General features: G+C 56.9%; 18 protein-coding genes. 7 read left to right on the forward strand and 11 right to left on the reverse strand.

Going from position 1 to position 22,123, the window contains the following annotated elements:
- Positions 1–196: 196 nt before the first annotated feature.
- Both HMJ29_RS09275 and HMJ29_RS09280 read right to left on the reverse strand, forming a co-directional pair.
- Entirely contained in the window at positions 197–2,806 is a 2,610-nt protein-coding gene (locus HMJ29_RS09275) for a YfhO family protein (RefSeq protein ID WP_171591213.1), read from the reverse strand.
- A 198-nt stretch (positions 2,807–3,004) separates the two neighbouring features.
- Positions 3,005–3,898 carry an EamA family transporter gene (locus HMJ29_RS09280; RefSeq protein ID WP_244678934.1) on the reverse strand — a complete coding sequence of 298 codons (894 nt, stop codon included), beginning with the start codon at positions 3,896–3,898 and terminating at the stop codon, positions 3,005–3,007.
- Positions 3,899–4,103: 205 nt separating this feature from the next.
- Here HMJ29_RS09280 and HMJ29_RS09285 point away from each other — a divergent pair, with 205 nt between their 5' ends.
- From HMJ29_RS09285 to HMJ29_RS09295, 3 genes are all read left to right on the forward strand, one after another.
- Complete coding sequence (locus HMJ29_RS09285) at positions 4,104–6,617, forward strand: bifunctional UDP-N-acetylmuramoyl-tripeptide:D-alanyl-D-alanine ligase/alanine racemase (protein WP_171591215.1); 2,514 nt, start codon at positions 4,104–4,106, stop codon at positions 6,615–6,617.
- 412 nt (positions 6,618–7,029) lie between these two features.
- Complete coding sequence (locus tag HMJ29_RS09290; RefSeq protein ID WP_171591216.1) at positions 7,030–8,448, forward strand: alpha/beta hydrolase family protein; 1,419 nt, start codon at positions 7,030–7,032, stop codon at positions 8,446–8,448.
- 103 nt (positions 8,449–8,551) lie between these two features.
- Complete coding sequence (locus tag HMJ29_RS09295; protein WP_171591217.1) at positions 8,552–9,202, forward strand: OmpA family protein; 651 nt, start codon at positions 8,552–8,554, stop codon at positions 9,200–9,202.
- Between the two features lie 213 nt (positions 9,203–9,415).
- Here HMJ29_RS09295 and HMJ29_RS09300 read toward each other — a convergent pair whose 3' ends face one another.
- Complete coding sequence (locus HMJ29_RS09300; RefSeq protein WP_171591218.1) at positions 9,416–10,318, reverse strand: carboxypeptidase-like regulatory domain-containing protein; 903 nt, start codon at positions 10,316–10,318, stop codon at positions 9,416–9,418.
- A 218-nt stretch (positions 10,319–10,536) separates the two neighbouring features.
- Here HMJ29_RS09300 and HMJ29_RS09305 point away from each other — a divergent pair, with 218 nt between their 5' ends.
- Both HMJ29_RS09305 and feoB read left to right on the forward strand, forming a co-directional pair.
- Positions 10,537–10,800 carry a FeoA family protein gene (locus tag HMJ29_RS09305; RefSeq protein WP_410780002.1) on the forward strand — a complete coding sequence of 88 codons (264 nt, stop codon included), beginning with the start codon at positions 10,537–10,539 and terminating at the stop codon, positions 10,798–10,800.
- Between the two features lie 9 nt (positions 10,801–10,809).
- Positions 10,810–12,993 carry a ferrous iron transport protein B gene (feoB, locus tag HMJ29_RS09310; protein WP_171591219.1) on the forward strand — a complete coding sequence of 728 codons (2,184 nt, stop codon included), beginning with the start codon at positions 10,810–10,812 and terminating at the stop codon, positions 12,991–12,993.
- A 100-nt stretch (positions 12,994–13,093) separates the two neighbouring features.
- Here feoB and HMJ29_RS09315 read toward each other — a convergent pair whose 3' ends face one another.
- The 8 genes from HMJ29_RS09315 to HMJ29_RS09350 form a co-directional block, all read right to left on the reverse strand.
- Positions 13,094–13,801, reverse strand: a complete 708-nt coding sequence (locus tag HMJ29_RS09315) for an SAM-dependent methyltransferase (protein WP_171591220.1) — start codon at positions 13,799–13,801, stop codon at positions 13,094–13,096.
- Between the two features lie 70 nt (positions 13,802–13,871).
- Positions 13,872–14,654, reverse strand: a complete 783-nt coding sequence (locus tag HMJ29_RS09320; RefSeq protein ID WP_171591221.1) for an alpha/beta fold hydrolase — start codon at positions 14,652–14,654, stop codon at positions 13,872–13,874.
- A gap of 61 nt (positions 14,655–14,715) precedes the next feature.
- Positions 14,716–16,614: a tetratricopeptide repeat-containing sensor histidine kinase gene (locus HMJ29_RS09325; protein WP_171591222.1), complete on the reverse strand. Its 1,899-nt coding sequence runs from the start codon at positions 16,612–16,614 to the stop codon at positions 14,716–14,718.
- Between the two features lie 182 nt (positions 16,615–16,796).
- Positions 16,797–17,390 (reverse strand): PH domain-containing protein, encoded by a 594-nt coding sequence (locus tag HMJ29_RS09330; protein WP_171591223.1) that lies wholly within the window; start codon positions 17,388–17,390, stop codon positions 16,797–16,799.
- Between the two features lie 6 nt (positions 17,391–17,396).
- A complete protein-coding gene (gene selD / locus HMJ29_RS09335; protein WP_171591224.1) occupies positions 17,397–18,455 on the reverse strand; it encodes a selenide, water dikinase SelD in 1,059 nt (352 codons plus the stop codon).
- 26 nt (positions 18,456–18,481) lie between these two features.
- Positions 18,482–18,871 carry a VOC family protein gene (locus tag HMJ29_RS09340; RefSeq protein ID WP_171591225.1) on the reverse strand — a complete coding sequence of 130 codons (390 nt, stop codon included), beginning with the start codon at positions 18,869–18,871 and terminating at the stop codon, positions 18,482–18,484.
- Positions 18,861–19,913 (reverse strand): tRNA 2-selenouridine(34) synthase MnmH, encoded by a 1,053-nt coding sequence (gene mnmH / locus HMJ29_RS09345; RefSeq protein WP_171591226.1) that lies wholly within the window; start codon positions 19,911–19,913, stop codon positions 18,861–18,863. Before mnmH ends, HMJ29_RS09340 begins: the two co-directional genes overlap by 11 nt.
- 121 nt (positions 19,914–20,034) lie before the next feature.
- Complete coding sequence (locus HMJ29_RS09350; RefSeq protein WP_171591227.1) at positions 20,035–20,748, reverse strand: pyridoxine 5'-phosphate synthase; 714 nt, start codon at positions 20,746–20,748, stop codon at positions 20,035–20,037.
- Between the two features lie 282 nt (positions 20,749–21,030).
- On the opposite strand from HMJ29_RS09350, the gene HMJ29_RS09355 reads away from it, so the two are divergent.
- Both HMJ29_RS09355 and HMJ29_RS09360 read left to right on the forward strand, forming a co-directional pair.
- Positions 21,031–21,495 (forward strand): GatB/YqeY domain-containing protein, encoded by a 465-nt coding sequence (locus tag HMJ29_RS09355; RefSeq protein WP_171591228.1) that lies wholly within the window; start codon positions 21,031–21,033, stop codon positions 21,493–21,495.
- A 97-nt stretch (positions 21,496–21,592) separates the two neighbouring features.
- Positions 21,593–22,114 carry a CvpA family protein gene (locus tag HMJ29_RS09360; protein ID WP_171591229.1) on the forward strand — a complete coding sequence of 174 codons (522 nt, stop codon included), beginning with the start codon at positions 21,593–21,595 and terminating at the stop codon, positions 22,112–22,114.
- Positions 22,115–22,123 lie beyond the last annotated feature (9 nt).

The following is a 22,123-nucleotide window of genomic DNA, read 5'->3' on the forward strand; positions in this document are numbered from 1 at the left end:
AATGAAGTGTCATTGTGAGGAGACCCAACAAAGTGCCCGCAGGGCAGCGTAGCTACTCCTTCCTTATTTCTGCGGGCTCTATTCCACTCAAAAGCCCTTACGTCCGTGGTGGAGGTAAGGGCTTTTCTGGTTTCAGGAGCTTTTAACTGCGAAAAGGAAGTGGCTAGGCTCGCAACGACACGTCACGTGATTACCGCTACGCTGATAGCAGGGTGTCCTGCACTGAGTGAGGCTCTGGGCGGTGCTTAATGGCGTAGTAGAGCGCTGCTAGCATTACCCCGAACAAGAGAATGGACGATACCATAGAAATGGTATTACCCAGGGCATACTCACGCGGTTCGAAGCGGAACTCAATGGTGTGCTGACCAGCGGGCAGCTGCATGGCGCGCAGCACGTAGTTAGCGCGCACATAGGGTACTTGCTTGCCATCGAGGTAAGCGTTCCAGCCGTCCTTGTAATAAATCTCAGAGAATACCACAAAACCGTCCTGGGCCGCTGTAGCGCGGTACGTCAGCTTATTGGGCTCGTAGGCGGTGAGGGCAATGGTAGAGCCGGCAGCTGAGAAGCTGGTCTTGGGCAGCGGGAATTTAGACGCATCTACTACGGCAGTAGTAGCCGGGTTTAGATTAGTCAGAGCCTGAATTTCCTGGTCGGGGTTCTGGACCTGCTGCACATTCTGCACAAACCAGGCGTTGCCCAGCGCGCCGGGGTTCCGAACGGCCTGTTCTGGCTGTTTGGCCTGTGGGTTGGCGGGCACAATGAGGTAGCGCATGTTCAGCATGTTGAGTACCGGAGCCGCATCGGGCTTGCTCTGGGCAAAAATCTGCTGAAGCTGAGGCTGCATCTGCCAGTCAAACAGCTCCTGGTAGCGGCGCAGCTTAGCCCCGTGGTAGCCCCCAATGCTCTTGTGGAAGTAGGAGGTGTTGGCCTCCTGGAAGGGGCTCGTCAGGTTGAGCACGCGGTAGCTCAGGTCTTTATCCTGCAGAATCTGCTGATCGGTGGGGGAGGGCACAAACTGCTCTGCCACGGTCTCGTTCTGGAAGTTTGCCTCGTTGAGGTAGCGCTTATCCACGGCCCACAGGTCAAGTAGCGTGAGTAGGCCTACCAGCGCCGTTGCCGTGCTCATAGAGAGCTTACGCTGCAGATAGAACCACAGTACGCCGCCAGCCAGGGCAATGAATACCAGAGAGCGGAAGATATCGGTGCGCATGAGGGAAGCGCGGTCGGCCCGCAGCGCATCTAGTGGGAAGCCCTGCTGCTGCAATTGCGCATCAATAGGAGCCGCGAAGTCAGAAACCAAGCCTGCCATAAAGGCCAGGGCACAAATGCCGGCCGTGATACCCAGCGCCAGTAGCACCTGGCGCTTGAGCTGGGTGGTGGTAGCATCATCGGCGGGTTTGCCGGTGAGGGCGGCTAAGCTGGGGTGGGTGCTGCTAGGAGCCGCGGCCGTAGTGGCTCGGCCCTGCAGCACGCGCGCCAACCCAAGAATGGCCAGCAGCGGCATAGCGAGCTGGGCAATTACCAGGGCCATGCTCACGGAGCGGAACTTGTTGTAGCCGGGGAAGTAGTCAAACATGAGGTTGTTAAACACCTCAAAGTTCTTGCCCCAAGCCAGCATGATAGACAGGATAGTGCCCACCAGCAACCAGATGCGCGTGCGGCGGTCGGCAATTAACAGGCCTAGCACAAACAGGAAACATACTACGGCACCCACGTACACAGGGCCGCTGGTACTGGGTTGGTCGCCCCAGTAAAGTGGCATTTGGGCCAGGTAGTCGCTGAGCTGCACCGGGGGCACACCAGCCGCCGCCAGGGCCTTACCGGTTTCGGAGTTGTCGCTGAGCTTGCCCTGAGAAGCGCCACCGTAGAAGTTCGGGATGAGCAGCGTAATGGTTTCGCCCACGCCGTAGCTCCAGTTGAAGGCATAATCGCGCTCCAGACCAGAGCCGCCTTCCTCAGTTGCTGCGGCGGGCTGGCCCGGTGCCGTGGGAGCCGATTTGGTCAGCTCCGATTTCCCCCGGATGGAATACTTGCCGTATTCGGCGGTTACGTACAGGCGGCCGAAGCTCACGCCCACTGCTACTAAAGTGGCCGCGCCCAGCAGCGCCGTGCGTCGCAGAAAGTCAGCTATGCGGTTCTCACGAATTGCAAAAATCAGCTCCACAATGCCAAACACCAGCACCAGCAGCAGCAGGTAATACGTTATCTGCAGGTGGTTGGCGCGCACGTTCATAGTTAGGCCCAGCGTGAATAAGGCCGCGCCCAGCCACTGGTTGCGCCGGAACGTTACCAGCAAGCCGGCCAGCACCAGCGGCGCGTAGGCCAGGGCCAATGACTTGGTGTTGTGGCCCGCGGCCAGAATTACAATGTTGTAGCTGGTGAAGCCCAGAGCAACGGCCCCCACTGCGGCCAGCAACGGCCGCACTCCCAGCGCCACAAAGAGCGCGTAGCCGCACACCAACGCCAGAAACAGGTTAGCTACCACAGCGGGTAGGCCCAGCGTGAACAGGTTGTGCAGATAAATGCTCAGGTCGCCGGGGAAGCGGGTGCTGATGAGGTAAGTGGGCATGCCCGAGAACATGGAGTTCGTCCAGAGGGCCTCCTCACCCGTTTTGGCCCGCCACTCCGCCGCCTCATGGGCACCGCCATTAAACTGTACAATATCGTGCTGCGCCAGCGTTTTGCCTCCGAACAGGATGGGCGAAAAGTAGACGGCAGCCAGCACCAGGAAAAATAAGACGGCCAGCAGGTGCGGCAGCACCCGCCGCCACAGGGGCGCAGCGGCCGGACGGGAAAGTGTGGTCATTCGGCTTGAAGAAAGTCGGAAAACGATCTGCTAGGCCACTTGGCCCGGCAAAGCAGCCCGAAGGTAGCCGTTTTCAGGGTTTCTAGCTCCCTCCCAGGAGCAGTTCTGAGCCAGGAGTGTGCCTTGCTGCCTGCTACCAAGCCTGGTAGGCATCAACCAACCACCACCACACCTCAATCAACTTTGGGGGTTTCTCAACTAGCGCCGCCTCACGCGCAAGGTGCTGTTATACAGCAATACTGAGAAAAAAATTATGGTGTAGGCTACCCCTTGCACACCAGTGGCTGCTTCCCCAAAGTACACAAAGGCCAGGGCAAAGCTCACAATGGGGTTTATATACATCATAATGCCTACTGTACCCGAGGGCAAGGCATTGAGGGCGTACAAATTCAGAAACAGCGGAATTACTGTGAACAGGGAGCTCAGGATAAACGCTACGCCCAGCAACCGGGTATCCTGGAATCCCGCGGCCGGGTCGGCGCCCAGCAGCGGCGCCAGTGGCAGAATAACTACCGCGGCCAGCACTAGCTGCACCGTGAGCAGCACCAGCCGGTCGTAGCCCTGCAGGCGGCGCTGGCTGATCAGGTATGAGGCATAGGTAATGGCTACCACTAGGCTCATTAGCACGCTGCGCAGTTCGCCGGCGCCCAGCAGCAGGCAGCTCAGCGCACTTAGCCCAATGGCCAGCCATTGGTTGTTGCGCAGCTTCTCGCCGAGCACCACAAAGCCGAGCAAAGCCGTTAGAATGGGGCAGATGAGGTAGGCAAATGAGCCAGCCTGTACGCTCACCTGGTTGATGACATAGATAAACAGCAGCCAGTTAGAGGTCAGCAGCAGGCCGCCTATTACCGTGGAGAAGCCTACGCTCCGGCGCTCAGCTTTGGAGGCCGCCTGCCACTGGGCCCATACCTGCCGCACGGCTGCCCGCCGACCCAGGCCGTGTAATAGCAGCAGGATAAGCAAGGAAAGCAGAATGCGGAAAAACAGGATCTGGCCGCTGGCATAACCCGCTAACCAGCGTAATGGAATGGGGAAGAACCCCCAGATGAGAAAAGCCGCTAAAGCGGCCAGGTGATGACGCGAAAGTTTCAACAGGAAAGCCAGAAAAATATTGGCGCCGCAAAGGTACAACGCCGCACCCCTCGCTATATACTTTTCTCTATAAAGACCAGAGGTAAACTGAATCGGTGACAGCCAACCCATTCCTTGGGTCTACCGTGCGTATAGCGCGGTGCCAGGGTGGCCTACGCCCCTGCGCTGCTCACACCTAGGTCACTCGTTGTACCTTTGCGGAGCTATGCTTCAGTTCACTGATCTACCGGCCTGCACGGGCGGTACCTTGCTCCAAGCCCCAACTGCGGCGGCCCCCATCCATCAGCTGCTCATTGATAGCCGGCGGGTAGGCCAGCCCGCGGGGGCCTTGTTCTTTGCCTTGCGCGGTCCTCGCCACGATGGCCACCGCTACCTGGCGGAGCTATATGGCCGAGGCGTGCGGCTCTTTGTAATTGATGCCGAAGCAGCCCTGGAGGGTGACCTAGCGGCCTTCCCGGAAGCTAGTTTTTTACTGGTGCCCGATGTGCTGACCGCACTGCAGACCGTGGCTGCGTGCCACCGGCAGCAGTACCGCTTGCCGGTGGTTGGCATCACGGGCTCCAATGGTAAAACCATCGTGAAGGAATGGCTGGCCCAACTGCTCAGCCCCGATGAGCTCATCTGCAAAAGCCCGCTGAGCTTTAACTCCCAGGTAGGCGTGCCCCTGAGTGTGTGGCAATTAAACCCAACGCACACTTTGGGCATCTTTGAAGCCGGCATTTCGGAGCCCGGCGAAATGGCCCGCCTGGCTCACATGATCAGGCCCACACTAGGCCTGTTTACTAACCTCGGAACGGCCCACGATGCCGGCTTTGCCTCTGCCAGGGCCAAGGCGGAGGAGAAAATGCAGCTGTTTAAAGACGTGGACACACTCTTCTACTGTGCTGATCATGCCCTGATTCATGAGGTAGCCCAGGCCCAGCTTGATAGTCGCCGCACCGCGCGCTTCCCCTGGACCCGCCAACGCACCCTCTTCGACGGCCAGCAGGCTGATGTGCTCATCACCATCCATGATGCCTCGGCTGAGCGTACTGTGGTGCGGGTTGAGCGGGCTAAGCCACTGCCCCAGGAGCATACCTTCACGCTGCCCTTCGCCGATGAGCCCTCGGTAGAAAATGCCTTGCACGGCCTCACGGTACTGCTGTGGCGCCAGGTGGCCCCCGCCGAAATTCAGCGCCGCCTCGACCGTCTTCAGCCGGTGGCTATGCGCCTGGAAATGAAGCAGGCTCTCAACGACTGCTACGTTCTGGATGATACCTATAACAATGACTTAGCTGGCCTCAGCCTTGCCCTCGATGCCCTGGCTCGCCAGCCCCGCCGGGGCCGCCGGGCACTCATTCTCTCCGACGTGCTGGAGTCGGGGTTACCGGCTGCCGAGCTCTACAAGCGAGTAGCCGCCCAGGCTACGGCCCATGGCGTTGAGCGGCTCATTGGCATCGGCCCCGAAATCAGCCAGAACCAAGCGGCATTCGCCGGTCTGGATACCGCTTTCTATGCTGATACCGAAGCCTTCCTGACCAGCTTTCAGCCCGACCAGTTTCGCCATGAAACCATCCTGGTGAAAGGCGCCCGGCGCTATGGCTTCGAGCGGATTGTGGCGGTTTTTCAACAGAAAATCCATGGTACGGTGCTGGAGGTAAACCTCGATGCCCTGGTGCACAACCTCAACTTCTACCGCCGCCGCCTGCAGCCTGGCGTGCGGCTGATGGTGATGGTGAAGGCCTTCGCCTACGGCAGCGGCTCCTATGAAGTAGCCAACTTGCTCCAGTTTCATCGGGCCGACTACCTGGCTGTGGCCTACACCGATGAAGGCGTGGATCTGCGCCAGCACGGCATCAGCCTGCCCATCATGGTGATGAACCCCTCGCCAGATGCCTTTCAGAAACTGCGGCAATATCATCTGGAGCCTGAAATCTACTCCTTTGAGCTGCTGGATGCGTACCTGGCCGCTGCCCAGGAAGGCCCCTTGCCCGCCATCCATCTCAAACTCGACACAGGTATGCGCCGTCTGGGGTTTGCGGAGGAAGACGTACCTCTGCTCTGCCAGCTTCTGCAGCGCAACCTAGGCCACTTGCGCGTGGCCAGCGCCCTCACCCACTTGGCCGGCGCCGATGAGGCCCAACACAACGAGTTCTCTCAGCAGCAGCTCGCGGCTTTTCACCGCATGACGCCCCAGCTGGAAACTGCCCTAGGCTACTCCATTATAAAGCATGCCCTAAACTCGGCGGGTATTGTGCGCTTTCCGGAGGCGCAGCTGGATATGGTGCGGCTGGGCATTGGCCTGTATGGGGTAGAAGCCACCGGCCAGGAGCAGGAAGCCCTGCGACCCGTCAGCACGTTGCGCACTACCATCTCCCAGGTGAAAACTTTGCCCGCCAATCATACGGTAGGGTATGGCCGCCGCGGGCAAGCCGTAGACCACGACCGGCGCATTGCCACCCTGGCCATTGGGTATGCTGATGGCTATGACCGGCGCTTCGGCAACGGCGCGGGCGAAGTGCTCATTCGCGGCCAGCGGGCCCCTATTATTGGTAATGTGTGCATGGATATGTGTATGGTAGATGTAACCCACATCCCCGACTTGCGAGCCGGCGACACAGCCATCATATTTGGAGAGGGACTTACACTACCCGAGTTAGCCCAGCGAGTGGGCACTATTCCCTATGAACTCCTTACTAATGTGAGTGAGCGGGTAAAGCGGGTATTCATCACCGAATAATACAGGTGCTCACTTACTGGTTTTTTGGCAAGTAGTTGAGGAGAAATATCTTATTGTATATAAGAATAGTAATTGATGCGGCTGATATAGAAATAATTATAGCGTCTATGCTATTTTATATAACATCAAGCCCTAATTTTGCTCCTTCATAACTCGTCGCTACAGTTTCATTTTGAGGGGCTAGAGCAGTTTGGCTGCCTCAGGATGGGGTAGAATAAGTAGTTGGGCAGCTGACTTTGCCTGGTCATCAGCTCATTTCATTATGAGGGTTACTGTTGAGCTATATGGGTTATGAATATGGTAAGCATTTCACCCTCTGCTTGCTCAGGTTAGTACAGGTCCTTACCACGTAGAACTGCTTACCCGCTTCTGCTTTTTAAGCATTTCGTTTCCTACTCTTACCACCTACTGCATGAATAAAATTGTACACGTATCCTGGTGGCAGCGCACCTTATTGTATTTGCTGCTTGTAATTCTGACATGCAACCGCAGCGTAGCCGGCGAAACACAAAATGCTCTCGATGGCTATTGGAAGGGTCCTTTGCAAGTGCCGGGAGGGAAACTGGAAGTGATTTTCCGGTTAGTAAAGCTTAGCGACGGAACCTACTTCGCGGCCATGGATGTGCCGTTGCAGAAAGTCAGCCGCATGCCGGTGGCCGTATCTGTGCACGGCGATACCATTTCTCTGGCCGCTGAAGAAGCTGGTAGCCGTTTCATGGGCCGCCTGACCCCCGATGGAAAGAAGATTGATGGCACTTGGAGCCAGCCGGGCTTTACCGTGCCCATGCTGCTGGAGTTCGTGCCCGCCACCATCGACACGAACCCCAAAGCTCGCCTCACGCCCCCTTACCGCGAGGAGGAAGTGCTTTTTACCAATATTCCCGTTGATTTGCGCCTGGCCGGTATGCTTACAATTCCGGCGGGCAAGGGGCCGTTTCCGGCGGTAGTGCTAGTGTCCGATGCTGGAGCGCACGACCGGGAAGGTACCGTAGGCGACTACCACGTGCTAGGAGCTCTAGGCGACTACCTGACGCGGCGTGGTATTGCCGTGCTGCGCTTCGATGACCGCGGCGTGGGCAAATCAGGCGGGCAGGCCAGCACTACCACCGTGCCAGATATGGTATCTGACGTGCAGGCGGCCCTGAACTTCCTGCGCACCCGCCCTGAAATTGATTTGGAGCACCTGGGCGTAATCGGCCACGGAGAAGGCGGAAACGTAGCCCTGTTGGCTGCCGCCCAGCCTCTGCCCCCCAGCTTTGTAGTAACGCTGGCAGCTCCTGGCTTGCCTGGTAGAGTATTGCAGGCCCAGCAGCAGGCCAATATGCTGAAGGCGACAGGTACTGATGCTGCCAAAATGGAAACGGCCCTGAAAAACCAGCAGGCTATGTTTGACTTTATTGCTCAAACGCCCGATCCAACGCAAGCGAAACCTATCATTGCTAACATGTTACGCCAAAGCAACCCCACGCTGGATTCTAGCGCCGTGCGGCTTGCCGCTACTGACATGACTTCGGCCCGTTACAAAGCGTTCCTCAGCTTTGACCCTACGGCCAAGATGGGTGATGTAAAGTGCCCCGTACTGCTGCTGAATGGCACGGCAGACTTAGACGTAGGCGCCGATGCAAATTTGGCGGTGCTAACCAAGTGCCTGAAGAGCAGCGGCAGCGTAACTCCCCGTAAGCTGCTGGGAGTAAACCACCTCTTCCAGTCTGATCCGAAGGAATGGCCGCTGGTAAACGGTCAACAAAAGCCAGCTTTCTCCTCTGCCGCCCAAGAGGCCATTAGGGAGTGGGTTGTGCAGCAAACTCAAACCGACAAGGGCAAAAAATAAGCTCTCTGCTGGTCTTACACAGTAGCAAGAGGACCGGGTGGGCTTAGCCATTCGGCCCTCTTTTGCGTATGCCCAAGCTCATCATTTCTCTCTTCCTCTATATATGAAAAAGCATTTCCTCTCAATTTTCGCCGCCACCGCTCTTTTATCGGCCTGCGGCGACCTGAAGAACCCCGAAACCAAAGACCAGCCTCAGGAAGCTACTGCTGATACGGCCGTAGTGTACCGGAATGGCGAAACCGCAGCCGCTGCAGCTGGTACCGCCGGTGATAAAATGGAAAACGCCGCCGACCAAGCAGGCGCTGCTGTCAGCAAAACCTGGGACATGACCAAGGCTAAGCTTGCGGATGTGAAGCTCGAGGAAATTGACCTGCCTGAAGTGTCAGTGCGCAGTGATGATGAGTACAACGTATACGGTCTGGAAGAAAAAATCCTTTTCGACACTGATAAGGCTGAAATCAAGCCTTCTGCTACTCGGGCCCTCGCTGAAATCAGCGCTTCGGTGGCACAGCGTTTCCGGGGCAAGGAAGTACAGGTTTTAGGTTTCGCTGATTCCCGCGGTGATAAAGCATACAACCGGGAGTTGGCGGCTAAACGCGCGGCTGCAGTGAAAAACTGGCTGACTACCAACGGCCAGATGAATGCAGCAAACGTAAGCATCGAGTCATTCGGCGAAACGGCCCCAGTAGCTTCTAACGCTACGGCCGCTGGCCGCCAGCAGAACCGCCGGGTAGAAATTGCCGTGCGTAAATAATGCCTCTAGCCCACGTAAAGGAAATGTAGTTCTCCTTTGCGTGGGCTGGTTACACTTTAAGCTAGGCAGCTATTCTTGGGTAGCAAACATGCTCTAAAAGCAAAATGGCCGGCTCACATGTAGTGAGCCGGCCATTTTGCTTTTAGAGCATGTTTGAAGTGGCCTAGAGTTGCCACTGAGTAACTCTTATTCTCTAAGCAGCAATAAGTTGTACTAATCCTTAATCATGTCCACTTCAGCCCGAATCATCGCGTTGTAGCGCTGGCCATTGCTAGCCAAAGTAATCAGGCTCCAGCCACGACCGATGGTGTAGTTCCAGGTGCGGCTCTCCTTGAATTCGAAGGTAGGCCGCAGGATCTGACCATAAGGCGTGTAATTGTCCATGAAGTTAGTGGTGTAAAACTTGTCACCGCTTACAATCCACTCCATTGCCACGAAGAAGCCTTCTTTGGGAGCTTCAATGTTGTACTGGGTCAGATCAATAGTGTACCACTCACCTCCTTTCGGGGCTGATACTACAATGTTATCGGTCAGGAGGTCCGTGTTGGGTGAGTTGTAATTGCCATCAGCTTTATACAGACGCACACGGAATGGCTCGCGGGGGAAACCATTTTCACCGATGTAGAAGGATACCGAGCGAACGTTGCCCAGGTTTTTGCCTTTATCGTTTTTCACGAAGAAGGCGTACTGACTGCCTGGCATGCCTTGAATCATGCCTTCACCGGGAGTAGTTGACTTAGAGCCCAGGTCAAGGTTTTTGATCTTGGCACTGCTGGTCACTTTAACCTCTTTCAGCGCAATAGCCCGCTTAGGCACTTCAATAATCATGTCCTGCACCTTAATGCCGGGCTTGATGAGCACTGCCTTGCGGAAGTAGCCAAGGGCATTAATAATGAGGGAGTCCTGAGGATTCTTCTCTGGCATGGCCAGCTGGAAATAACCATACTCATTGGTAAGAGCACCCGTTTGTTCTTCCCGTAGGCCTATCGAGGCGAAGGGAATGGGCTCTTTGGACTTTTCGTCCACGATGCGGCCTGATATTTTGTTCTCCTGTGCAAAACCTATGGCTGGGAGAAGCAAGGCCAAGAAGAGAATAGAGAGTACGCGTTGGAGCATATGCAGACAGGTAAGACTATGCCAAAATTACAATCATTTTGGGCACTGCAAGCAATACCTCACAGAATATTTATAGTTGTGCAATTTGTTGGAAGAATAATTATAAGCTTGATAGTTAAGATTTTCGGCCAAACTCCACTAGAGAATTCTGCGCTTTGGCCGAAACCTAAAAGGGTGGTACCTTTGTTTAAAGAGAATCTAAATAATCCCTACCGCCCGTGTCCATCCGTCCCACCAATGCTTCGCCCGCCATGCCCCGTAGCGTGAAAGATTTACGTTTGGGCGAGAGTGGGACTATCTGCTGCCTCAAAGACCCCGAAATGGCGCTCAAGCTCCTGGAGATGGGATGCATACCAGGTACGCAGGTGCGGCTCAACAGCCGGGCTCCACTGGGCTGCCCAATCACCGTGGTAGTAGGCGAGAGTGAGGAGTATACGCTGTCGTTGCGGGTAAGCGAGGCAGCTACTATTGTTTTGAAATAACCAACGCGAATGGCAGGGGTGGAATTTGTTACCGGCCGGGCCGGCGCGGGCGCATCGGCCGCGATACTAGAGGCCGTTGCCCCCCGGCACCCCGGTGCCCTCACCAGAATTGCACTGATTGGAAATCCCAACTCGGGCAAAACCTCCCTGTTTAATCAGCTCACGGGGCTCAACCAGAAGGTTGGCAACTTCCCAGGGGTAACCGTAGACCGTAAAACGGGCGTGAGTCAGCTCACTCCTCAACTCAGGGCCGAGATTATTGACCTACCCGGTACATACTCCCTCTATCCTAAAAGCCTCGACGAGAAGGTTATCACCGACCTGCTCTATGACCGCACCAGCGAGCAGTACCCCGACTTTGTAGTAGTAACGGCCGATGCCAGTAACCTGCGGCGCAATCTGCTGCTATTCACGCAGCTCGCCGACTTGGGCCTGCCGGCGGTACTGGCCCTCAATATGATGGACGTGGCTGCTCAGCACGGCGTTAATATTGATATTACAGCTCTGCAGCAGGAGTTGGGCGTGCCCATCATTCCGATGAATGCCCGCAAAGGCATTGGTATTGCAGCACTTAAGATTGTAATGGCGCAGATGCTCGATGCGCCCGCCACGCATTTCTACGAGATTGAAGATGAATTGCTGCCTATGATTCGGCAGATTCGGTACTACTTCAATCTGCATAACGATTACCTGGCGCTGCACTACGCGCACCAGTACCGCCAAATCAGCTTTCTCTCGCCCGATGACCGGGCGTATATCGGAGAGCTGGTGCAGCAATATGGGTTTGAGGCCACGCCCCGGCAGGCCCAGGAAACTATTGCCCGTTATGCCAGCATCAACGATATCCTACTCAATACGGTATCGGTAACGCGCACTGAGCGCAACGAGCCTTACAGCAACCGCCTCGATAAGGTATTGACTCACAAAGTGTGGGGTTACCTCATTTTTTTAGGGGTGCTGTTTCTTATGTTTCAGGCGGTGTTTGCTTGGGCTAGCTATCCCATGGAGCTGATTGATCAGGGAGTGGCCTGGATCAATAGTCTCATCCAGACTAATTTTGACGGGCCCTTAATTAACCTGCTCACCGAAGGCGTGCTGGCGGGCCTGGGAGGGGTATTAATCTTCATTCCGCAGATTGCCCTGCTCTTCGCCTTCATTGCGGTGCTGGAAGAAACCGGCTATATGGCACGGGTTACGTTCATGATGGACCGCATCATGCGCAAGTTTGGGTTGAACGGGAAGAGCGTGGTGCCTCTGATTTCGGGGGTGGCCTGCGCGGTGCCGGCCATCATGAGCGCGCGCACCATTGAGAATTGGAAGGACCGGATGATTACCATCTTCGTCACGCCTCTGATGAGCTGCTCCGCTCGCATTCCGGTTTACACGGTGCTCATTGGCTTGGTGGTGCCTGATCAGCCTGTTCTGGGGATTTTCAATTTGCGCGGCTTTGCGCTGATGGGGCTTTACCTCTTGGGGTTTGTGGCGGCCGTGCTCTCCGCCTGGGCTATGAAGCTGCTGATGAAGACCAAGGAGCGCAGCTACTTCATTATGGAGTTTCCGGTGTACCGCTGGCCCCGCTGGAAAAACGTTGGTATTACCATCGTTGAGAAGGTGAAAGCCTTTGTTTTTCAGGCGGGTAAGGTAATCCTGGCTATTTCCATCCTGCTCTGGGTGCTGGCTTCATATGGGCCGGCAAATGAGTTGGAGCAAGCGGAGCAGCGCGCTAAAACCGAGGGCAAAGCCAAAGGATTCACGGCTGCTGAGATTGACTCACACGTGGCCTCAGAAAAGCTGGAAAGCTCCTATGCCGGGCACTTCGGGCACCTGATTGAGCCGGCTATTAGGCCACTGGGCTTTGATTGGAAGATTGGTATTTCGCTGCTCACTTCTTTTGCGGCCCGCGAAGTATTTGTGGGTACTATGTCAACTATCTACAGCGTAGGCCAGGATGCTGACCAGCAAACCGTGCAGCAGAAGCTAGCGTCGGAAAAGGATGCCAATGGCCAACCGTTCTTCACGCCGGCCCGGTCGTTTTCCCTGCTCGTGTTCTACGTGTTTGCTATGCAGTGCATGAGCACGCTGGCTGCCACATACCGTGAAACCAAGGGCTGGAAATGGCCTGTTATGCAGTTGCTCTACATGACTGGCCTAGCCTATTTCTCAGCGCTGCTGGTGTACCAACTGATGAAATAACGCGTGAGCTTCGTCGCTCGTAACGCAGAAGAGCCCGTACCGGTGCTGGCCAAAGTGGCCTACACCTAGTACGGGCTCTTCTGCGTTGCGGCAACAACAGCTATTTGCCGATCAGAAAAACGGCTGGCTGCTTATGAATCTCAGGCAGCTTCCCCTTCCAGCCGGCTATGGTATCAGTGCGTACGAACTCGTTCTCGGCGGTTAGGCTGGCAGCAATACACAAACGGGTGCCAGGATGCAACGTGGTCAGCAGGTCTTCGAGCAGCTGCATGTTGCGGTAGGGCGTCTCAATGAACAGCTGCGTTTGGTGCTGGGTTAGCGCCTGCTTTTCGAGGGTTTTAAGGGCCGCAACCCGCTTGGCCCGTTCAATAGGTATGTAACCATGAAAGGCAAAGCTTTGCCCATTCATGCCCGACGCCATTAGGGCAAGCAGGAGGGAAGAGGGCCCCACTAGGGGCACTACCTTAATGCCCACCTGATGCGCCCGACGCGCCAGCTCGGCACCGGGGTCGGCGATGCCTGGGCAACCAGCCTCAGAGATAACTCCCGCATGTTGGCCGTGTAGCACCGGCTCTAGCGCCGCCTGAATCTGCGCCTCAGTGCTGTCCTTGTCAATCACTCCAATGCGTAGCTCCTCAATAACCTGCTGGGGCGCTACGCTCTTAATGAAGCGCCGGGCTGTGCGGGCGTTTTCCACCAAAAAGTAGGAGAGGGCGGCTACCTGGCTGCCTACTTGCGGAGGAAGCACCTGCGCGGCAGTATCATCGGCCAAGATGGTGGGAATCAAGTACAGCGTGCCTTTTTTCAAAGCGGAGGATTATAGATGGTGAGAACCGAAAGAGAGTAGGCCTAGGCCCTACGGAGCCATTGCTAAGAAACTAGCCTTGGGTAGCGAAGGCATGTACCAGCCCAAAAACAGCGTCAGGAGCCTCAGCGTGTACCCAATGGCCCGCATTCACGATAGTTTCTATCTGAGAATTGGGGAAAATAGCGGGAATGCCGTAGAGCTTATCCTCGGTAGAAATGTAGTCTGACTTGCCTCCCCGAATAAACAGTGCAGGCTTTAGGAATGGCTGCTCACTCGTGATTTCAGCGCCAATAGCCTGCATGTGCTCGTTGAGGGCCGCGAGGTTCTGCCGCCACGCAAAAGAGTTATCTTCGAGGCGATAGAGGTTTTTAAGCAGAAATTGCCGAACGCCCGGCTGGGGGATGTGCTGAGCCAGAGCATCTTCGGCCTGCTGCCGGGTTTCAAGCCCGGCAACGGGCACGGCATTCAGGCCAGCCAGAATATCGTCTTGGTGGGCCATATCAGAAGCCCGGGGGGCAATATCAACCACCACCAGGCGCGCCAGGCGCGTAGGGTGGTCGAGGGCGAAGCGCATAGAGGCTTTCCCGCCCATACTGTGGCCTAGCAGAGTAGTAGTGGCCGCGTCAAGCTGCAAGTGGTCAAACAAACCCAAGATGTCTCCCGACATCAACTCGTAGGAGTGTTCTGCGGAGTGGAAAGAGCGGCCGTGGTTGCGCAAATCGGCCACAATAACCCGGTGGCCTGCCTCTGACCAGCGCCGGGCCAGCGTTTGCCAGTTATCAGAATTGCCAAATAAGCCGTGGAGAATTACCAGAGGAGCGCCCTGGCCCATTTCGCGGAAGTGAAGAAGCATAGCCGAAAGTACAGGTGATACGTTCGGCAAAGGTCGGAAGATGGCGCCACATGCGCGCGGCTTACCGCTGGGCGTTGGGCAGCGTAACAGAAACCGTGGTGCCCTGGCCTTCGAGGCTCTTGATTTGCAGGGTGCCACCTTGGCGTTGCGTAAACGCCCGGCAGAGCATCAGGCCTAGGCCAGTGCCTGAGCGCGGACCTTGAGCGGGCAGTACCAGGCCCTCGGGTGCCAGGAGGGCGGCTACCTGCTTAGGGGGCATTCCTAGGCCAGTATCCGTCACGCTTATTTGCACAAGCGCTCTGGGCAGGGCTTCGGCTTCCAGGCAAATGGTGCCTTCTACCGGGGTAAACTTGAGGGCGTTGCTGATGAGGTTGCGCAGCACCGTGCGGGTCATGTGCGGATCAGCCCAAATGGCCAGGGTGGGGGAGCAGCTGGTCTGAAGGGTTATTTGCTTAGCTTCAGCGGAAGTGCTGTAAAGGCCTGTTAGTTCAGTCAGCAGATCAGCAACCAGCAGCCGCTCTGGCTGAAAGGCTAGCTCCCCAGTTTGGCTCACGGCCCAGTTAAGGAGGTTATCGAGGAGGCTGTTTAGGTTTTGGGCGGCCTGGCGTACAATGTCTGGCAACCGGCGCAGGCCTTCCTCATCACCGCGCTGCAGATAAAAATCAATCAGCTCCGTTACGCCAGAAAAAGACGTAACCGGTCCGCGCAGGTCGTGGGCCACAATGGAGTATAGCCGGTCTTTGGAGGCCGCCAGCTGGCGGAGCTCAAGCGTAGCTTCCTGCAGGGTAGCATTGTTTTCAGCAAGAGCAGCCCGACTGCGCCGTAGCTGCGCGTACATAAATCCCATACCTCCCAACGCCAACAGCAGCAGGGCAACGGCCGTCCAGAGCTCACGGTTGCGGTGCTGGGCCATATGGCTACGCTCCGTGAGCAGGCGAATCTGGTTTTCCTTTTCCACCGACTCATACCGCGCCTGCAGGGCCGTTAGCACTTGCAGGCGGGAGCGGTTGTTGAGCGTGTCGTTGAGGTTACGGAACATCTGCTGCCAGCTGAGCGCCGCCTCATAATTTTTGCGGCTGGCGTTAATATCAGCCAGCAGGCTGTAGGCATCCAGCACGCGCTCATGGTAATTTATCTGGCGTGCCAGCTGCATAGCGCGCCGGGTGAGCTGCTCTGCTTCGCGAAGATTTCCTTGCAGGTACAAAACATTAGCCAGTAGCTCCAGGTGGCCGGACTCATAGCGCGGCTGGTGAAGGGGAGCCACCAGGCCCAGGGCCTCCCGCAAAAGCCCTTCCGCAGTGCCTAGCTGCTCAAGCCGGAGGTAATAAGAACCTAAGTCGGCCAGGTACAGTGACTCACCGGCTATATCACCAGTGCGGCGGGCCAGTTGCAAAGCCCGACGGGTGAAAAGCAGCCCATCTTGGTGCTTTTTGAGGTGGAAGTAAAGGTTACCCAGGTTACCGAACAGAATTAGTTGGGTGCGCACCTGCACGCCCGGGCGGTACACTAAATCAAGGGCGCGCTGGTAGTTAAGCAGCGCGGCGGCAGTGTCGCCGCGCTCATGGTGCACGCCACCCATCCCCGTATAGCTGCGCACAATACCATTCATATCGTGCAGGCGCCGGGCTAGTACCAAGGCTTGGCGCTGCAGCAACAGCGCGTGCGGGCCATCAGAAATATTGGCGTAAGAGCTGCTTAGCACCAGCAGGCTGCGCAGTAGGCCGTGGTCGTCGTGTAAGCGGCGGGCCAGCCGTACAGCCTGCTCGCCATACGGAATGGCTCTAGTAGGAGCCGAGTCATGCAGGACGTAGCACAGCGAGGCCAGCTGCCGCACCCGGCCGGTGTCGGCGGGCTGCGTGGCTAGCTGGCGCAGTAGAACTACTTCGGCTTGCTCGTCACTCGTTTGCCCGAAGATGGGGTAGGCAATCAGCAGCAACCATGCAAATAAAAACCGCTGCATCAACTAAATAAGAGCAAGTAGGAAATAGCAAAGGTATATGCCTGATTCCGAGCTTTACCTGGCTGAAAGCTGGTTTCATCGAATAGTGGGATGCAAATTAGGCATGTTGCTACATGTATAACGCAAGTGCCCGCTGGGTAGTATGTTGATCAAGCGTTTGAATAGTGCAGGCACTGAGTTAGCTATACAAAACAGAACCAGCGCTGCTGATGCTCCAGGGGAGTATTGCGCAGGAACTCAGCCACGGGGTCGAGGCGGGTGAGCAAAGAGGTAAGGGTTAAAACCTCTCCCGTGCGCAGGTGTAGCTTGATGTAATTGTAGTTGCTCCAGAACATGCGCCTTGACTGGCAAGTGACGCGCTCAACCCGTATTAAATCACTTTTGCCAAAGGGAATTCGCACCCTTCCTTCGTACACTTCCAGGATGTTTTGCTTCGGATCAAAGACCAGAGTGGTATCGAGGTTGCGGGCGTAGTATTGGGCATGTAGTACCAGTGCCGGCACGGAAAACCCCAATACTACGGCTGTAATGAAGCCAAGCAGCACCTGCTCATATAAGGGTACGGTCCCGATATAGAAGAAAGACCCTAAAAAAGGCAAGCCTACCCCCAGGCAGAGCAGGGGCCAGAAGGCCAGCGCAAACTGCCGCAAGAACGTAGGCCTATACACCCGGCTTTTGCTGGCAAAAAAGCTTGTAATAAACCGCAGGCCCACAGCCATCAGCGCAATGGCGGCCGCCGCTTCCAGCAGCGGCCGCAAAAACGGAAGCAGCTTCACAGGGACCTAGCGCACAGAAATCCAGGGCTCACCGGCTACGTGCTCGCGCAGCCGGCCAAAGGGCTCTAGCTGCAGGCCGTGGCGCTCAAAAATGGCCAGTACTTGCTCACGGCCACCTGGCTCCACGCACACGAGTAGGCCACCCGAAGTTTGTGGGTCACAGAGCCATTGACGCTGCTCAGCGGTTACTTCCCCGATTTTGTGTCCATAAGAGTCCCAGTTGCGAATGGTGCCGCCAGGTACGGCGCCTTGCGCCCGGTATTCTTCGGCGGCGGCAAGCAGCGGTACTTTGCTAAACTCCACCTCAGCCGTGAGGTTACTGCCCTCGCACACCTCTGAGAGGTGGCCTAGCAGGCCAAAGCCGGTTACATCTGTCATGGCGCGCACGGCTGCTACCTGGCCTAGCTCCTGCCCAATCTTATTGAGCTGCATCATGCTCTCGGGGGCGAGCTGCTCGTGCTCGGGGCGCAGAATGCCGCGCTTTTGCGCTGTGGTGAGCATTCCTACGCCCAGGGGCTTGGTGAGGTACAACTCACAGCCAGCGGTGGCGGTGTCGTTCTGCTTGAGGTTGTTGATGTCGAGCAGGCCCGTTACTGCCAGCCCGAAAATGGGTTCAGGCGAGTCGATGCTGTGGCCGCCGGCCAGCGGAATGCCTGCCTCGGCACAGATGCTGCGGCTGCCCTCAATCACGCGGCGTGCCACTTCCGGAGCCAGCTTATCAATAGGCCACCCCAGTACGGCAATGGCCATAACCGGCCGTCCGCCCATGGCATATACATCAGAAATAGCGTTGGCGGAGGCAATCCGGCCGAAGTCATAGGCATCATCCACAATCGGCATGAAGAAGTCGGTGGTGCTGATGATGGCCTGCCCGCCGCCAATGTCATACACGGCGGCATCATCGCGGGAGGAGTTGCCCACCAGGAGCTGGGCATCGTGGGGCTGCGGAATGCTGGTATGCAGAATCTGGTCGAGAACCTTGGGCGCAATTTTGCAGCCGCAGCCGGCGCCGTGGCTGTATTGGGTGAGGCGGATTTGGTCGGTAGGTTCGGAGGCGAGAGACATATGACGTAATGAGCGTTACAGAGTAATTAGTATTCCCAGGGGGCGTTTTGCAGCACCACCCGGTATCCATCGGGGTCTTCGTAGGTGTGGCCCAGCCGGTCCCAGTACGGGTTGTGTGACACTACTGGAGCGTAGCCGTGGGCCTGCATTCGCTCTACAGCCAAGAGCCACTGCGAATGATCAGGCAAGTAAAATACGAGCAGATGCTCCGGGGTGGGTGCCGGTGCTATCAGCTGGCCCTGCTGCGTGGTAAACTCCAGGTGGTAAGGGGCCTGCGGGTGGCCTAGCATCACCCCATCAAACCCGTCATGGTTGGCAAACGAGCCCAGTTCAGTGAGGCCCAGCCCATCCCGGTAAAACCGCAACAATGGGCCCAGGTCGTTGGTGGGCCGCGCCACTCTCAGCTTAGGAACCATGCGCTACGGGCTGAGTGCTGGCAGGGAACCCTATTTTAGCCAAGGCCTGACGTACCAGTTCGGCATTTACGGCCGGGTCGCAGGTAGAAGACTCCACCCGAGTAACCTGGCGGTTGTCAATGCCGTGGCTGTAGGTTTTGTCGTAGTAGTCGAGCACTAGGCTCACCATCTTTTCCATGTCATCCTCGCCAATAGCAGCCAGGGCTTCTTTGGTTACCAGCCCACCCAGGCGCTTCCGGATTTTGAGAATGGCCGCTGCCAGCGCGGCGGGGTCTTGCCGGCCATATTCATCGGCTAGCTTGCTTACCCGCACCTCCCGCGGAATATCCAGCACAAGTAGCGGGGCTGAGCTCATTTGCGCAAACAGGGGAGTAGGCACGTGCACGCCGCCAATAGTACGGCTTTCGTCTTCTACCCAAATGGGGCCCGCTTCGGGCAGCGCCGCCAGTACGCCCGCTAAATCATTCTCAAACTGCTCCTGCGTAGGCTGCGCCGGCAGGCCAATGCTGCCAAATGCCGAGCCTTTATGCCGGGCCAGTCCTTCCAAATCAATAATAGCCTGACTCTGGCTGGCTAGGGCGTGCAACACATCGGTTTTGCCGGAGCCAGTAAGGCCCCCCAGTACCAGTAATGGCCTGGGGCGCTCAAACTCCTGCAGCACCCAGCGGCGGTAGTCCTTGTAGCCCTTGTCAAGAAGCTGCACCTGAAAACCAGCCAACTCCAGCAGCCACAGTACAGCGCCGCTACGCATGCCTCCGCGCCAGCAATGCACCCGCACCTGCTTGAGGGGCGCCAGCTTTTTAGCCTGCTTTACCAGCTCACCCATCTTCGGGCCAAAGAAATCAAGCCCCAGCAATACGGCTTTATCCTGGCTGATTTGCTTATAGGTAGTGCCGATGCGGGCCCGCTCCTCATCCGTGAACAACGGGAAGCTCACCGCCCCCGGAATATGACCGTGCTGAAATTCTATAGGCGCCCGCACATCCAGAATGGGCGCGTCGGAGGAGTTTTGCAGGAAGTCGGGGAGGGGAAGACGGGGCACGGCGGGAAGAAGTGAAATAGTGAGTACTGAAAAAGGTGAACAGTAAGATGGTAAGCGGACGTTCCGGCGGCGTTTCGGGCGCGTGTAGCGCAGTAGCCTCACCTTCTCACTATTTGCTATTTCACTTTAGCTGGCGGCGGTAGAGCTGAATGGTGTTTTCCAGCCCCAGGTACAAGGCATCACAAATGAGAGCGTGGCCGATACTAACCTCGGCGAGGCCCGGCAGGTTCTGATGCAGGTAAGCCAGATTATCGAGGTCGAGGTCGTGGCCTGCGTTGAGGCCCAGGCCTAGCTCCTGGGCCAGCTCAGCGGCGGCGCGGTAACTCTGGATTGCCGCGGCGGGGTCTTGGGGATACTGGCGGGCGTAGTCTTCGGTGTAAAGCTCAATGCGGTCGGTGCCGGTAGTAGCGGCGGCCCGCATCATGTCTAGGTCGGGGTCAAGAAAAATACTCACACGGCAGCCTAGCCCTTTGAGCTCCTGCACCACGCCCTGCAGGTACTCCTGGTGGCGAATGGTGTCCCAGCCTGCATTAGACGTAATAGCGTCGGGAGCATCAGGCACCAGGGTCACCTGCTCGGGCCGCACTTCACGCACCAGGGCCAGAAAATCAGGGGTGGGGTTGCCCTCAATATTAAACTCCGTGGTAACAATGCTTTTTAGGTCTCGCGCATCCTGATAGCGAATGTGGCGCTCATCGGGGCGCGGGTGCACCGTAATACCCTGGGCGCCGAAACGCTCACAGTCGCGGGCGGCTTGCAGCAGATCGGGGCGGTTGTGGCCGCGGGCATTCCGCAGGGTGGCTATTTTGTTTATGTTAACGCTGAGCTTCGTCATATCTTGGGGTGAGCTGAACGGAGGTTAGGTGTCAAAGATACACTCTCAAACAGGCTGCCTCACTTTCCGGTTGTCCGGTCTTTGCTGGCAGCTATGGTGGGTGCTGTAATCTTACGGGCAAGAGCTACTCTTCCTGAACTGCTCCGTTAAAGGACGGGGGTAAGCTGCGTAACGGCGAGTGCCCTTATTCATTCCTGGATTTCCCAACGGCCGCCGGAGTGGCCTAGCGCTGCCCGAGTCCGGAATAACCCGTAATCTTGCACCTCCATTCTTCTTTATATTATGGCTCTGAAAGAAAACATCGACGCAGATATCAAAAAGGCCATGCTGGCTAAGGATAAAGTTCGGCTGACGGCTCTGCGCAGCATCAAGTCGCAGATACTGTTGGCCGAAACTGCCGAGGGCCAGCACGGTGCCGCCCTCACGCCCGACGCCGAAATTAAGCTTCTGACTAAAGCCGCCAAGCAGCGCCGTGAAGCCGCCGAAACCTATCAGAAGCAGTTCCGCTCCGATCTGGAAGAGGTAGAGCTGGCCGAGCTGGCCATTATTGAGGAGTACCTGCCCCAGCAGCTTTCTGAGGCTGACCTGGTAGAAAAGCTGGTGGATATCATTCAGCGGGTAGGAGCCACGGGCCCTTCTGACCTGGGCAAGGTAATGGGTGTAGCCGCCCGGGAGCTGTCTGGGCAGGCTGATGGCCGTGCCATTTCGCAGGCCGTGAGCAATTTGCTCAACAATACCAACGTGTAACCAGCGAATAGGGTGAGGGGTGAGTAGTATAGTGGCCTAGCCCATTGTAGGAAGTACTCAACTTCGCTCCTCCTCTCTCTATTTCACCGTAACCCGCATGTCTGCTTTTGACTTGCTATTGCTGCTGGCTTTGGGGGTGGGAGCTGTAAAAGGCTTCCGGCGAGGTCTGGTGCTGGAGGTGGCTTCTTTGCTGGCCTTTGTAGTAGGGGTTATTGGGGGGCTGGCGCTCCTCAATGATGCCATCCCATTGGTTCGCAACTATGTGGGCGAGGCCTTTGGGCTCCTGCCGCTAGTGTCGTTTTTACTCGTGTTTGCCCTGATTGTGTGGGGCGTGCATCTGGTAGGTAGCTTCGTCAGGACGGCTGTGCACCTTACCCCTCTGGGCGTGCTGGACAATATAAGCGGGGCCGTTTGCGGTGTACTTAAGTGGGTGCTGGGCTTGAGCTTACTCCTGCACGGCATCGGGTTGGCAGGCCTTAACCTGATTTCGCCCGGCTTGGTTGCACAGTCGCAGGTGTTGCCCGTGGTGCAGCAAGCCACTCCGCTGGCCCTAGAGATAGTGGCCTACGTAATGCCGCTTGCGGGTACCTTGCTGGAAAAGCTGCGTGCCGTTTTTTAGCATCACTGC

Source organism: Hymenobacter taeanensis (genome assembly GCF_013137895.1).
Taxonomy (GTDB): domain Bacteria; phylum Bacteroidota; class Bacteroidia; order Cytophagales; family Hymenobacteraceae; genus Hymenobacter; species Hymenobacter taeanensis.